The organism is Methanosarcina sp. UBA5 (assembly GCF_002505485.1).
In the GTDB taxonomy this organism is placed as follows: Archaea; Halobacteriota; Methanosarcinia; order Methanosarcinales; family Methanosarcinaceae; genus Methanosarcina.
Window position 1 is genome coordinate 21,135 of record NZ_DAVG01000062.1, and the last position, 14,239, is coordinate 35,373.

The window sequence follows — 14,239 nt, forward strand, 5'->3', positions numbered from 1 at the left end:
ATGGGATATATCAAGACGGCAGACTGAGGTATATATCTTGAAGATCATAGGTGGACCAGCATCACAGTTACTTGCCAGCCGCACTGCCCGGGCTTTAGGGACAGAGCCTGTACTTTCCGAGTTTAATCTATTTCCTGATGGGGAACTTTATCTCCGAATCGCAGAAGAGACTGAAAACGAGCGTGTGACCCTTATTCAGAGCACGCCCACTGATTCTGACCTTGTTTCCCTGCTCCAGCTTATCGATGCATGTGAAGGGGCAAAAGAGCTCAATGTCGTGATTCCTTACATGGGATATGCCAGACAGGACAAGAAGTTCAAGCCCGGAGAGCCAATCAGTGCCCGCGCAATTGCCCGCTGTATCAGGGCTGACCGTGTCTTTACGATAAACATCCACGAAAAAAGTGTGCTTGAACATTTCCCTGGCTCTGCGCACAACCTTGACGCAGCTAAACTTGTTGGGGAGTATATCGCAGGGCTTAACCTGGAAAACCCACTCCTGATTGCTCCGGATTCGGGAGCTGAAGGGCTTGTAAAGCGCGTCTCGTCAGGTCTGGGCTTTGATTACGATCACCTGGAGAAAACGAGACTCAGCGGTGATACGGTTGTAATCAAGACAAAAAGTCTCGATGCAACAGGTAAGAATGTTGTCCTTGTAGATGATATGATTGCAACAGGCGGGACAATGGCTGAATCTATCAAAATGCTCAGAGCCCAGGGAGCAGCAGACGTTCACATTGCTTGTGTACATCCAGTACTTGCAAGGAACGCAGCTTTAAGACTCTTCAACGCAGGCGTAGAGGACATCATCGGAACCGACACCCTTGAAAGAGGAGAGAGCAGGTTGAGCGTTGCCCCACTTATTGCAGATGCCCTTAAAGGACTCTGATTAAAATAGTTTAATTTTATTACCGTTAACTATTTTTTATATTCTGTTGTCTTTAGTATTATGACTCTTCCAGAAGTCTGTCCACTTGATGAAAGCCAGACATGTAAAGGGCGGGAGTGCCATCTCTTCTGCCTTGAGTGGAGAACAAAAGAACCCACCTGCCTTATAGGTTACAGCATAACGAGTAAAGTTAAGTCCGGTAAAGCTGACCGTAACAGGGATACCTATGCTGAAGATACTTTCCGGAAACTAGGCAAGCAGCCCCTATCTAAAAGAAAAGATATCTCTGAAAAAGGAGACTGGATCCCTTCAAGGCTCTCAAAAAGACCTCAGGAAGTACCTGTTGAAAGGAAAGAAAAAAGCTTTACTCAGAACCGGTACTTTCAGGAAACGGCTGTAAAGAAGCCTGATCCGAAGTCCGAGGGAAATCATGACGAAAGGCTGAGAGAAAGATATGCTCCCGGCGATGCTGAGAAAGCCTCCATAAGGCTGGAATCCAGATTGAAAACTGTATCAGCTGAACAGAATCCGGTTATATATGCAAAAACTCAGCCCAAAGTCCAGGAAAAGCCAAAGGCCCCGGAAAAAGTAATTTCAAGAGATAAGCATACGACAATCTTTGCACCTTTTGACACCGATAAAAAAGATAACTCTTGCCTGTCAGGGAGAGACGAAAAAGCGAAACAGTCCCCTAATAATAGGGAAAAACGTAAAAAGCCTGATAAAGCGATGGAAATAGACCTTCCTGAAACTTATGATGAGGATTTCTGGAGTTAAACGCTCTCAGCCCGAAAATGGCTGTTTTTCGGTCAAGCCTTTTTTGAAAAGGGTTGACAGTTAACCGCCCTCAACCCGAAAAAATAGCTCAGACACAAAGGCAGAGACGTTCCAGAAAGGGTTTCTTACCCTTGAAGGAAAAATATCTTCCTTGCTCCGGCGTTTCTGAAGTAGATCTACTTGACTCCTTTATGAAGTTGATTTTTCTGGTTTTAAGGCGTTGATATAATTATAAACCATGAATATAGAAGGAGTTATGAGGAAATCAACTATACGTCTGAGAGAAAATTTCGATATCGTAAAATTCTCATTTTCATGCTGCTTAACTTATGTTGCTTAACTTATGCTGCTTAACTTTCATTTTGCATGTTCGGGAAGGAAACAAAAAAAGGATATGATGATTCAGGATGGACCGCCAGACATACCAGATAATCTACAGCTCACTGCATGACTTTAAAGATGTTTTCCGCCTTTCAGAGGAATATTCCAAACCCGTAGGCATGCTTGCAACAATCCTCAACCAGAAGGTCGTAAAAAAGACTCGGTTCAAACACAGGAAAATTTATTCCCGGGAAAATGAACTTTTTTTAAAATGGAAACAGGGACGTACGATTCTTGACCTTGCAGAGTACACAGGCTTTCCTCCTACCCTTATGGCATCGCTTATTATGAAAAATTGTCAAATTTCCAAGAAAAGTATAAACTGGCTTTTCAAAAATGTGGATTCAATCGAAAACCGTCGCCTTAGAAAGGAAGTCAAAAAAGCTCTTGAGGTCGATCACTTCTTTTCCCCTCACGCCCATGAGATGCAGTGTAAGAAAGGCGAAATGGGAGAAGCACTTATCCAGAAATGGCTTGATGATAGGGAAATTCTGTATTGTACCGAGGCAGACATTCGGGCTAAAGGAGAAGGCAAGACTCCAGATTTTGTCCTGGAAGATCCTGTACGCATAGACAATCTAATGGTCAACTGGATTGAAAGCAAAGCACTCTTCGGAGACGACTTTGAACACGAGCACTATTCGAAGAAGCAGTTTCGGGAGTATGCAGAGATTTTCGGAGAAGGCATGGTCGTTTACTGGTACGGCTATCTCGAAGATCTTCCTGCCGAGGGCTATCTTGTAAAGAACTACAGCTTTTTTGAAGAATATAAAGAGGAAGTTGACGAGCTATTTAATTATCTGGTATACTGGTGAACCGCAAGCCTTTTCAAAAAAGGCTTGAGCGAAAACCCCTCTGGCGGCCTTTGAGTTTGATAACCTTATTCCAAACCTTATCGCGTGATCAACCAGCGCAACGGTTGTATTAAAGCTTTACAATAGACGACATATTGGTAATAGGGTCTTTTTCTACCTGGAAAACGTGGTCTGCCGAGTCTATAAGGGACTCGTCATGGGAAACCACAATAATCTGACCTACCCCTATGCCGCGCATCATGTCTATGAGTTTCAAAAGCTGATTTATATGCCCGCGGTCAAGAAAAACCGTAGGCTCATCAAGGATCATAGGGGGAAGCCCGTCTGCCCTGTCTCCGCCGAATCCCATAGCAAGAAGCCTGTAGATTGCACAGCGCAGGACAAGGTTAAAGATCGCACGTTCTCCTCCGCTAAGGAGTTTAGGTTCAAGGGGAGTTCCGTCCTTCCTGTAAACCGTGAGGTTGTATTCTGGGTCGAGTTCGATATGTGAATAAGCATTGTTTGTGTACATGAAGCTGAACATTTCATTCAAAAGGGTAGAAAGGGCCCCTATATTTCTTGTCCGCATATCAGCCCGAACACGCATATAAATGCTCTCAAGCTCCTCAGCGTTGCTATATACGGCTTCGAGATACTGCTGCCTGTTTTCAAGAGTTTTGAGTTCGTCTTTCAGCTCATTACGGCGTTTTAAGCTATTCTCTACCATCCCGACTTCTTTTAAAAGCGCATCTTTTCCAGCCGTCATTTGCCGGATTTTTTCGGTAAGGTTTGCCTGATACTCTTCAAGCTGGGTACGCTTTAGCTGAAAATCTTCGAACCTGCTTCCCTGTAGCTTTCCTTCAAGCTGTTTTACCCGCTCGTTTCTTTCAAGGATTTCCCTGTCAAAGAAGCCAACTTTTTCGGCAAGGTTCCTGATTGAAGCTTCAAGCTCGGAGATTTTGTGCTTTATGTTATCCATCTGGATCAGGTTTGCCCCGAGTTTTTTTGTCTTCAGGAGACGCTTTGCACTCTCTTCATGGGTTTCTTTTGCCAGGACTTCTTTTTTCCTCAGGGCTTCAAGCTCAACTCCCAAGGTTTTGAGTTTTTCCTTTTCCAGAGTCTCCCGTTCAGCAAGCTCTTTTAATTTCTCATTGAGCTCTCCAAGCCTCTGCCCATAATTTTCGATCAGCGCAAGGGAAGTCCTTATTTTTCCATTGAGGCTCTCAATTTCCGAGGCGTTTTCAGCAAGCTTTTTCTCAAAGGTTTTTGCCTCCCGAAGCACTCTTTCACTTTCACCATGGGCTTTTTGAGCCGCCACCTCCCAGCCCTGCAGGGCTTTAATATCAGGAAGGAGCTTGCCCATTTTAGCCTCGAGTTCCTCCTTTTGTTTATTAAGATCTTCGAGTTTGAGGGAATCTTCCTCTGTCCTGGTTCTATGAATCGCTATCCTTTCTTGTAGATCCTTTGCCTTATTTTTGAGTCTCTCGTTTTCCAGGTCGTAATCCAAAATCCGCTTCTCCAGCTTTTTTGCATCCTTAAGCCGGTTGAGTTTTTTCTCGATTTCGGCCTGCTGGAGCTTTATATCGAGAAGTTCTGCTGCAAGCTTTTCTTTCTTCTGTTCAGATTCCCCGGTTGTGCATGCAATTTCAGAGCCTTTGAGATCCTGCCCGCATGTAGGACATTTTCCTTCGGCAAGCAGCTGCCGATTTTTACGGAGGACTTTATCGAGTTCCCTGAGGGTAGCTTCAAGCTCCTTTTCCCGTCCATGCAGCCTGTTTTTATTTTCCAGCAGAAGTTCGTTGAGGTACTCCAGATCCTCGAGCTGTTCTCCGGTAAAGCCAAGTCCCTTTAACCCCGCAGAAGCTTGGGATTTTTGCTCCTGGACTCCCAGAACTGCCTTTTCATTCTCCCTGAGCTCCTCTTCAAGGATTTCGATCTCGGTTTTGCTTTTCCGAACTGCGACCCTGTAATTTTGAAGTTCCTTATCAAGCGTGAGAAGATTTATATCTCCGGTTTCTTTTTCTTTGAAAGCAAGCGCAAGTTTTGTTGAGGCTTCGTTTTTTCGTTCACGCAGAAGGCTTTCTTTTTCTTCCAGCTCCTTTATATATAAAGGAATCTCATAAGTGTCCGTGAAGCCTGTAGTCTCTTTTGTAGCTTCTTTTAGCTTTTTATTCTCATCCTCGATTCTCAATATACTTTTCCTGTTTTCTTCTATTTTTCCGTTTGTATTCCCGATATCCGCCCGGCACTGCGTAAAAATCTGTTCAGTCTCAGCCCTTTCATTTTCAAAGTCGCGTAGAGCTTGAGTGTGAACCTCTTCTTCCCTGAGGAGAAGAGCAAGTTCTGTTGAGATTGCGTTTACCTTTTCCCTGGCAAGAAACTCTTCTTTTTCCTGCTGCAAGCTCAGAGCCTCAATCTCAAGATCTCCAAAGCCGCATTCTTCCCGAATAAGATTATTTTCTTCTCCCAGTCCGAGCAGAGCTTGCCTTTGTTCATGGGCTTCTCCGGCGAAGGCTTCTTTTTCCCGGATACAGCCAGATTTGTCTTCCTGGGACTTAACGAGGGCCTGCTTCAAGGTTTGGATTTCCTGGAGACGTTCCCTGTGCTCCGTAATCATCAGGTCGAATTTTTCTTTCTGGGCAGCTGCAGCCTCTTTATTTTCATTAATTTTTTTTAAGATGGCATCGCTTTCCTTTATCTTCTGCCTGAGCCCATTCAGTACGGCATGTGGTTCTGTACTTTCAATTCCCTCAATTTCGGCTTTTACGCCCGAAAGGCTGTTACTTGTGTCCCTTTGAAGCCTTCTTACAGCCGTTTTTGCGCTGCCTGCCCTTTCCCTGTACTCTTCGAGCTTTCCAAGCTGCAGCAGGCCGTCGATCATTCGCTGCCTGTCTTTTGGTTTTGCATTAATGAGTACATCAATTTCGCCCTGCCTGATGTAGGCACAGTTCCTGTAAGCCTCTTCATCCATGTTCAGAAGAGAGCAGACCTCTTCGTAAGTCCGTGTAGCCTGATCGACAATACTTTCCCCATTAGCATAGAGCACGCATTTCGAATTCGAAGCGTTCTCACTTTTAGGGGAATATCTGAAAGCCTGTTCGATAAGATAATCCTGCCCTAAATGCTCAAAGCCCAGGTTTATTTTCGCATTCTCAGCCCCTTTGAAGATTACATCTGCAAGCACAAAGTCCTTTGAAAGAATTTTGCTCCCGAAAAGCCCCATAAAACATGCTTCAAGCAGGCTGGATTTCCCGCTCCCGTTCACCCCAGAAATAACTGTAACTCCATCTTCAAATGTAAAATCCAGTTTTTTATAACTCCGGATGTTTTCAATATATAGATTTTTGAGCTTCACAGGTAATCACCAAGATTATACTGTCGAGGTACAGCAGTTTTTCTCCTTCCTTTTTTCGGCCCTGCCTTCCCCGTTTTTTCGGTTAGCTCCGTAACCCTGGCAGGTTCCTCTTCAGGCAGCTTTTCGGCTTTACCTGGTTTTTCCTTTCCAGGTTTGCCTTTAACCCTTGGCTCAGACAGCTTTTTAATTTTCTTCACAGGCTCACTTTCAGGATTACTTTCCGATTTACCCTCAGTTTTACTTTCAGATTTAACTTCAGGTCTACTTTCAACTTCAGGTTTACTTTCGGCGTGACTTTCAGATTTTATTTCAGGCTCGCTATCTTTGTCTTTCCTGAACTCGGTTTCTGTTTCTTGAGTTTTCCTTGGAGTCCTAGAAGTTTCCTGCGGTATATTCGATTCTGGCGGCGCTACAGGTTTACTGGACAACTCTGTTGATCCCGAATCAGGCAGCTTGGGAGGCTCCATATTAGATGAACATTGAGAATTTGATGCGGGTAATTTGGAACTATCCGGACTAGCGGCTGAAATCTCGATACTCCTTGGAGCTTCAGCGCTCTTTGACGTCTCAGTACTCTTTGATGTCTCAGTACTTTTTGAAGCCTCGTTACTCTTTTTAGTACTCTTTTTTTCAGTATTCTTAATTTTGTCTGAGGTCCTCAGAATCCCGGAGAGTTCAGTAATTTCAAGATTGTCGGTAATTACTCCAGCCAGTCTGGGTTTTCCGGCAAATCCGGCTTCCTCTGCACTATCAGGTTTTATTTCTTCAAATTCCAAAAATTCGGCAGTGGGGGCCGAGATTGCAGAACCGGAAGTGTAAGCAGGACCATCAGAGCTGGCCGAATTAGCAGGAACCTCTATCCTGAAATCAGGGCTTTTGAAGTCCATAGCTTTAGCTTCAATAAGCTTCGAGAGCCGGCCTTCAGTTTCTTCGTCTACCCTTGACCTTGGGATATTCGGGCTCCGGACAATTTCATCAATAATCAGCCCGCCGTCGTTTAAGCTCATTTTCCGGATCTCGCTTGCAACGGCATGGTCCGGATCGGAAAAGGTTACATTTAAACTCTCTTCCGAAAGTGACTCTTTTGCCCTCCGGTCTATAACGTTTGACACAAGAGCTCCTTTATTAAGCAGAAGTTCCTCAAGCTCGCTCTGTGAAAGGACTGCCCCCGAGTCCCCTGAAACTTCCAGAAACACCACGGATTCAGGGATTTCTTCAAGATGCTCGTTCACTGCAGAAAAAATCTGTTCATATGGCTTATCTTCACCGGCCAAATTTATCCGAACGGAAAGGAAATTCCGAGTCGGAATCGTGCGTTTGCTAATCTCAAGCCCTTTTTCGGAAAGCGTGATGATATTGTAGGAGCGGGCTTCCTTTTCGGACATACTGTTTCTTTCAGTACTGCCAGGGTAAGTTATCCAGGTCTCACCGGTCTTATTTTTAATTATTGCATGTTCATGGTAGTCGCCAAGAAGAACTGCATCAATCTTGAAAGGAAGGTTTTCAAGCACTTCATCACAGTCCCATTCCGCATATGGAAAAGGATTCATAATCTGGTGCATCGCGAGCAGTTTCCAGCCGTTTTCCTCAGAATCGGAAACAGTGGAAGAGTCCGGCGCCTCAAACCCTGAGTAGTCGAAGATAGGAATTTTTGATTTTGGGACACTGTCGATCCCGTAGATGGCCGCATCGCCTACCATGAGCGGTTTTTTTCCGAGCCTTGCCGCAAGTCCCATTTCTTCAAAAAGGTCGAGCCACTGGGTATTCTGCTTGCTCTCATGATTCCCGACAATTCCTAAAAAAGGTATGTTAGCCGCCTTCAGCCTGGACAGGAGATTAATTGTATCAAGGAGGTCTTCAAGGGTCGGGTTCCTTGAATCAAAAAGGTCTCCCGCATGCACTACAGCATCAACCTGCATCTCAACCGCATCGTTTACAACAAGTTCGAAAGCTGCAAAAAAATCGTTTCTCCGGGCCTCGCTGTGGTACTGCCTGTATCCTAGATGCGTGTCTGCAGTGTGGAGTATCCTTATTTCCCTGGCCATGGTTCTATCAGTCTCTAATTTTTACCCTATAAGAGTTTCCATATTAGTAATTAACTAATTTTTACAGAAGACAGACTTCCTCCAGATTGGAAGTTAACATATTTCATGCCGAAATGCTGACTAATTGACATAAGCCTGATATAAAAATCAAACATACAAAAATTTCAAAATCTTTTTGACTAATGAGAATAAAAAACTTGGTAATTTCTATTTGGAGGACTAAATTGAAAGACAGTGATTCATTTTTTTTAGATTTAACAGAAAGTATAGAAAATTGTTTTCAAGGTTATTTTCGGAAGTATGCACACATCAGTGAAGAAGAGATAAAGATAGAAGTACCTAGTGATCGTATTCTTTTTACCTCAGATTCAGTAGAGTGTTCTTCTGTAAACAAAGAGTACATTGATCAACTGTTTTCTACTTTGATTTCTACATCAGCAGAAGGAGAAACTATAATTTTCAATAACTACTTTTTTGAATCATTAATTAATTTTGATCTGGAAGTAAACGACCGAGAAAAAAATAAAATTGTTAACGATGTCTTTAACAGTGAAAAGGTAGATGGTTACAATAAATTAACTTACAAAATAGCTCATTTATCGGAGTTGTTCTTAGTTTCAGTATATAAAATAATGAACAAAGAAAACAGAAAAAAATTTATCAATCTGTTAATTGGTCTATCTTGGGTTGAGCTATTTGTTTATCATGAGAAAAAGACACTACCAAAGAACTTAATTGAATGGATGAGACTTTTCCAAAAAAGAATTGTAACACTACAAATTAATTCAAAAGAGCCTTTAGATTATAGTACGTTTAGTAAATTAAGTGATGCTTATATATTTAACATCACATATAATTTAAATATTCCTTTAGCAAAAAAACTCTCTTTAGATGGTTTATTTCCTTCTATTCAGAATTTAACAGAGAGAAAATTATCCTTCAATGAAATTGACTGCCCAAAAAGAACTTATGTTTCAGATTTAGTTTATCACTACGAGACTGCAATATCTACTGAAAATCCTCATCTTCAGTTTCTTGCATTTTACCACATACTAGAATATTCCTTTGAGGAAGTCTATAGCAAAAACCTTATAGATTCTATAAAGAACAAAATAACTGATCCAAGTTTTTCCTATAACAAAACAGAAAATATATCTGAACTTATAAAAATAATAGAAAAAAGTCTCAAAAAGAGAGATTTAGAGTATAATTACGATGAATTAGAATCTTTAAGACTTACTTTGAAGGAATACATAGATATTGATGCTTTGAAAACCCATATATCCAGATACGATTCAAACCTACTCGACTATTATAGCCAACCAGTACCATTTTTAGGAAAATATGTTGTAGATTTTAATGCTAGTCCAAAAGAAACAGTATCAAAAATCGCTGAAAGAATCTATAAAGTAAGAAATTCTATTGTTCACAGTAAAAAAGGAAATAAATTCATTTGTATGCCGTTTAGACACGACAGGCAACTAAAGATGGAAATTCCCCTTATTAGGTTTATAGCAGAGGAAGTGATTCTAAAAACTTCTACGCTGATTGACTTAAATCAATCAGTGTGACTGATTTATATCAAGGGCTTATACAGTAACTCAAAGTTTGCTTTTTAGAATCTACCTTTTGAGTAAAATCGATATGTGAATAATCTAATGTCCCAATTTATACACACTTTCTTGGGTTCGCTACCTCTCTTTTAAGAATCTCAATCCAATCCGGAGCCTGTACCCCGGGATACTCATACCCTAAAAGAAGCACCTCGCTGAATTCTTCGCCTTCAGTCGGCATGGACCCTGTTACTTCATATGTTGGGAACGGGACCGAAAGTACTCATTTTACAGTCTCATCAACTTCCAGTTTCGTAAGCCTGGTGACATTCTCCGTAAAAAGCACTTCTTCGGCACTGCTCGCAGTTACAATAGGTATTGTGCGAATCGAGTGATATATACATGATTCAACTACAGCAAATCCAAGTACGAGCTCTTTCCAGATCATAGTTTTGTTCTGATCGGTTGTTTCTGCCACTGTTTATCCCCCAACTATAAACATTCGGTTCAGTTCAGTTTCGTTCGGTTTAACAGGTTTTGAGCTTATAGAAAGGATATGATCGTAAGCGATAAGTTCTTTTCTTTCGAGAAAATCAACTCCCGTAGTCTCTATTTCTCTACATTTCCATAAGAAGTGAAAATGTCTCCAAAAGGGTATCCGGAATAAAAGTTTATTCGGAATATTTCTTTTTCCTGGAACTACAGTAAACTGAAACTCCCTAACAGATAGCGAAATTTAAATACTTTTAGGAGTTCCGATCTTTTAGAAATATAGGAGCTGTTTAAATGATATCAGTACTTGAAGCACAGGAATTTGCTACAGAATGGGTTGAAGCCTGGAACTCTCATAACATTGATAGAATTCTCGAGCATTATAGTGAAGACTTCGAGATGACTACTCCTATGATAGTCCTTGTAATGAATGATCAAACAGGCACCCTCAAAGGCAAGAAGAATGTGAAACCATACTGGGAAAAAGCACTTGAAAGAGTCCCTGACCTTCGGTTTGAGTTGCTTGATGTATTTGTGAGTGTCAATAGTCTGGTAATTTATTATAAAGCCGTTTTCGGAAAACTTGCCGCAGAAATTCTGTTTTTTGGAGAAGATGGTAAGGTAAACAGAAGCATTGCTCATTATAATGAGATTTAATTTTTAGAGTTCTATATAAATCCTTAATTTGATGCAAATTATTTTACAATTTTTGTTCATTTTTATATCCCATGAGTTTGAATTTAATTTACTTTAATTGATTACAAAACTTCCTTGCTCTAATTGTTTTCTCAAATTTCCTTTTCACTACAGAAAATGGTCTCTGATATGTTCCTTTGATCATAAGTTTTTTTCGATATTTTCTCCCTATTTTTTCTTTTTTACCTTAAAGGGGTATATAATTGGGTCTTCTTTGATTTTTTTTCTCTAATTAAAGCATGAAGTTCTTGGGATAGTATCCTTTATTCCTTATATCAACAGATACTTTTCACTCGAATATTTCCACAGAGCCCTTTCAGAGCCCTTTCTATAGATATAGATATTTTATGAGAAGACTAGGATAGTATTGGATAAAACGAAATCAAAATATGAAATTAGATATCTTTGACATTTTTAAGACAGAGAGATCACGCATGAAAAGCATAGTATATCTTTACGTATTTGACACAATGGCTGACTGGGAAGTCGGTTATTTAAGTGCTGAATTAAACTCGGGAAGATACTACAGAAAAGGGCTAAAACCTTTAAAAATAGTGACAGTTGGTGTAGACAAAACCCCTGTAATTACAATGGGTGGCGTAAAAATACTACCTGACATTAGACCTGAAGAATTTATCATTGAAAATGCTGCAGCCCTGATCCTCCCTGGCGGAAATACATGGACAGAACCAATTCACGACCCAATTTTAAAAAAGGCTAAAGAATGTTTGCAGAGAGGTGCAATTGTTGGGGCAATTTGCGGCGCTACAATGGGACTTGCTGAAAAAGGGATGCTGAATAATAGATGGCATACCAGCAATGATCTTGGATTTCTTAAAACGACATGCCCAAACTATGCAGGAGAAAAGTATTATAAACAAGAACCAGCGGTATCTGACGGAAATCTGATTACTGCTTCCGGAACAGCTCCACTGGAATTCACTGTTCAAATGTTGAAGAGACTGGATGTGTTCTCACTGCAAACGTTAGATTCATGGTACAATCTTTATTATACTCACGAACCGAAATACTTCTATGAGCTGATTAATTCTATTCAATGAGTTATAAAAAGACCATTGTTTTTGCTCCCAGTATGGATTATCATTTAGAAAGCATCACTACTGGGAGACCATAACAATGCTAGCTGGATCAGATAATATATAATTTCTTTCCGGCGTTATATCCAGCACCATACCCGTCTCTAAACCCGTTATAGTATCCTCCATTGTATCCGGAATCTGGCCCGTAGTAGATCATGAGGAACATGCGCGGACTTTTACCGGCTATGCCATCTGTAAACCCGGTACTGTATCCTTTTGAGTATCCTTCCCAGTAGCCGCGAGTATAGCTGTCATTGCTTTTGTCTCCATATTTCACAGATGCAGCTGCACTTACGGACGAAGCAGTTAGCGAAACTATAAAAACGACTAACAGGAGAATGCTCAGTGTCTTTCTTATTCTTTCAGATATTTGTTTTCCCATTCTTTACCCTCCAACTTTTTATTTAATTTGGATTTCATGGTATCCACTAAATATGATTGATGTTTTAAACCTCTGAATATGTATTGCATTCACAGCAATTTTTTAAGCTATTTCGGTTAGATTAGTCCTACTTTAAGATTAATACACCTAGATTTCGATTGCTGCTCAATGTATATGCATATAACTGGGAGATATATAAGAAGAATAGAAAATATTCTCCTTACAATTATTAATTATGAAAAAATAGGACAATACAAATGCAAGTTACTCAAAAAATGAGAATTGACCATTTAATATCACAAAAACGCTGTTGAGCCACACTGTTGGGCCAATGGTTATGAAACTCTTTTGCCCGCCGATATCAGTGAAGAGGAACTACAGGAAACAGTATAATAGTAGTAAGAAAATATACTACAGAGCACGGTATAATTTTAATTTATAAGTAATAAAAATGAGGGGATTAAGATGATGATAGGTGGCTCTGAAATAATATTTGCGCTCAGCATAATAATATCTGTTATATTCTTTGTATTAATTTTGAGACTACTTTTTAAATTAAAATGGAAATGAAAATTAAATAGGGTACTGTAAGATAACAGGAGTCAATGAAATAATAGCGATTGAACTCAATGTAATAATATCCATCATATTTGTAGTAATAATTGTTATTTTTAGTAATAATTGTAAAATTTTTCAGTAAGTTGGGATGGAACTGACAGTAAACAATCGTGAGTAAACAATCTTGAGAAAATTGCAATCCCGCTAAGGTTCCAGACCACTCTAAATTTTCTTTTTGAATCCCTCAGGCTTTACGAAATAGCTTTTTCTTAATTTTTCGCCTGGCACTGCCTGACATCTGTTTAAGAATAATGGATGTGGGCGTGTTTTTTCCCGCAGGAGAAACTTTTCCTTCCCTGATGGCTTCCAGCACGGCGTCGAGGGTATTTTCCGATGCATCGATCTCTGTATATGCCTGGCCTACCATTTCGGGAATATGGGAATCGCTTCCTGCAACGCCCGGAATTCCAAGCTTTTTTGCCTCGGTTGCGGCTTTTCGGTTTGCTTTATTAAATAGGCAGCGGGAGTTGAAGACCTCAACGGCATCAATGTCAAGCCCTTCGAAACTTCCTATCCCGTGGGAACTGCGCTTGAAGGGGTGAGGGATAATAACCGTGCCTCCGAGTTTTCGGGCTCTCTCAATCGTTTTTTCCGGACTCAAAAAAGGTTCAATATTCTGGCTTACTCCGAGAACGAGGATATGCCCCTTTGAAGAAGTAACCTCCACGCCTGGAATGACCGTAAGCCCAAGGTCAAGTTCCAGGGCTCTTTTTTCACAGGCAAGCCCACCTTCCACAGTGTCGTGGTCACAGATAGCAAATCCATCGAGCCCCTTTTTACGTGCTGCTTTAAGAATGTCGTCATGGCTCGATTTGCTATCTTTTGAATATTCGGAATGTACATGCAGATCAAATTTCATGCTAACAGGAGAATGAGAAATGGATTTATATATATTTTGAAATGGAAATCCATTGGCTTTCGGGTTTATTACAGACCGCAGAATAATTCGTTTACATGCGAACAAACCATTTAAAAACAAGGTGAAAATAAGATGAAAATTCAGGAGGAACTGCGAACGGGCAGAAACATAGCAAAAATCTGGTTTTAAGGGTTTAGTTTAGGATATTAGGAGGGTCTGATGTTTTCAGTAGACACCCGTTCGCATATAAACTAACAACTTGTGGATATAAATACCTTTCGTATATATGCGAACAGTA

At 40.7% G+C, this 14,239-nt stretch carries 12 protein-coding genes; 6 read left to right on the forward strand and 6 right to left on the reverse strand.

All coding sequences use genetic code 11. The features are described from left to right. The first annotated feature begins 37 nt into the window (after positions 1-37). The 3 genes from BP621_RS06015 (at position 38) to BP621_RS06025 (ending at position 2,862) form a co-directional block, all read left to right on the forward strand. Positions 38-889, forward strand: a complete 852-nt coding sequence (locus BP621_RS06015) for a ribose-phosphate diphosphokinase (protein WP_292388512.1) — start codon at positions 38-40, stop codon at positions 887-889. Between the two features lie 60 nt (positions 890-949). After that, a complete protein-coding gene (locus tag BP621_RS06020) occupies positions 950-1,666 on the forward strand; it encodes a hypothetical protein (RefSeq protein ID WP_292388514.1) in 717 nt (238 codons plus the stop codon). A 407-nt stretch (positions 1,667-2,073) separates the two neighbouring features. Continuing rightward, a complete protein-coding gene (locus tag BP621_RS06025; protein WP_292388515.1) occupies positions 2,074-2,862 on the forward strand; it encodes a C15orf41 family protein in 789 nt (262 codons plus the stop codon). Between the two features lie 109 nt (positions 2,863-2,971). Here the strand turns inward: BP621_RS06025 and BP621_RS06030 are convergent, their stop codons facing one another. Continuing rightward, a complete protein-coding gene (locus BP621_RS06030; RefSeq protein ID WP_292388517.1) occupies positions 2,972-6,196 on the reverse strand; it encodes a DNA double-strand break repair ATPase Rad50 in 3,225 nt (1,074 codons plus the stop codon). Continuing rightward, on the reverse strand, positions 6,193-8,241 hold the full coding sequence (locus BP621_RS06035; protein ID WP_292388519.1) for a metallophosphoesterase: 2,049 nt from the start codon (positions 8,239-8,241) through the stop codon (positions 6,193-6,195). Before BP621_RS06035 ends, BP621_RS06030 begins: the two co-directional genes overlap by 4 nt. 224 nt (positions 8,242-8,465) lie before the next feature. Between BP621_RS06035 and BP621_RS06040 the strand changes: the two genes are divergently transcribed. After that, on the forward strand, positions 8,466-9,812 hold the full coding sequence (locus BP621_RS06040) for a hypothetical protein (protein WP_292388520.1): 1,347 nt from the start codon (positions 8,466-8,468) through the stop codon (positions 9,810-9,812). Between the two features lie 97 nt (positions 9,813-9,909). Here BP621_RS06040 and BP621_RS06045 read toward each other — a convergent pair whose 3' ends face one another. Both BP621_RS06045 and BP621_RS06050 read right to left on the reverse strand, forming a co-directional pair. Next, a complete protein-coding gene (locus BP621_RS06045) occupies positions 9,910-10,035 on the reverse strand; it encodes a hypothetical protein (protein ID WP_292388521.1) in 126 nt (41 codons plus the stop codon). Between the two features lie 42 nt (positions 10,036-10,077). Then, the gene (locus BP621_RS06050) at positions 10,078-10,272 is read right to left on the reverse strand and encodes a hypothetical protein (RefSeq protein ID WP_292388522.1); all 195 of its coding nucleotides are present in this window, start codon (positions 10,270-10,272) and stop codon (positions 10,078-10,080) included. 308 nt (positions 10,273-10,580) lie between these two features. Here BP621_RS06050 and BP621_RS06055 point away from each other — a divergent pair, with 308 nt between their 5' ends. Together BP621_RS06055 and BP621_RS06060 are read left to right on the forward strand one after the other, a co-directional pair. Next, positions 10,581-10,943 (forward strand): nuclear transport factor 2 family protein, encoded by a 363-nt coding sequence (locus tag BP621_RS06055; RefSeq protein ID WP_292388523.1) that lies wholly within the window; start codon positions 10,581-10,583, stop codon positions 10,941-10,943. Positions 10,944-11,416: 473 nt separating this feature from the next. Beyond that, positions 11,417-12,043 carry a type 1 glutamine amidotransferase family protein gene (locus tag BP621_RS06060; protein ID WP_292388525.1) on the forward strand — a complete coding sequence of 209 codons (627 nt, stop codon included), beginning with the start codon at positions 11,417-11,419 and terminating at the stop codon, positions 12,041-12,043. Positions 12,044-12,131: 88 nt separating this feature from the next. On the opposite strand, the gene BP621_RS06065 is transcribed toward BP621_RS06060, so the two are convergent. After that, complete coding sequence (locus BP621_RS06065; protein WP_292388526.1) at positions 12,132-12,464, reverse strand: hypothetical protein; 333 nt, start codon at positions 12,462-12,464, stop codon at positions 12,132-12,134. An 802-nt stretch (positions 12,465-13,266) separates the two neighbouring features. Continuing rightward, complete coding sequence (locus tag BP621_RS06070; RefSeq protein ID WP_292388527.1) at positions 13,267-13,941, reverse strand: PHP domain-containing protein; 675 nt, start codon at positions 13,939-13,941, stop codon at positions 13,267-13,269. Positions 13,942-14,239: the final 298 nt, after the last annotated feature.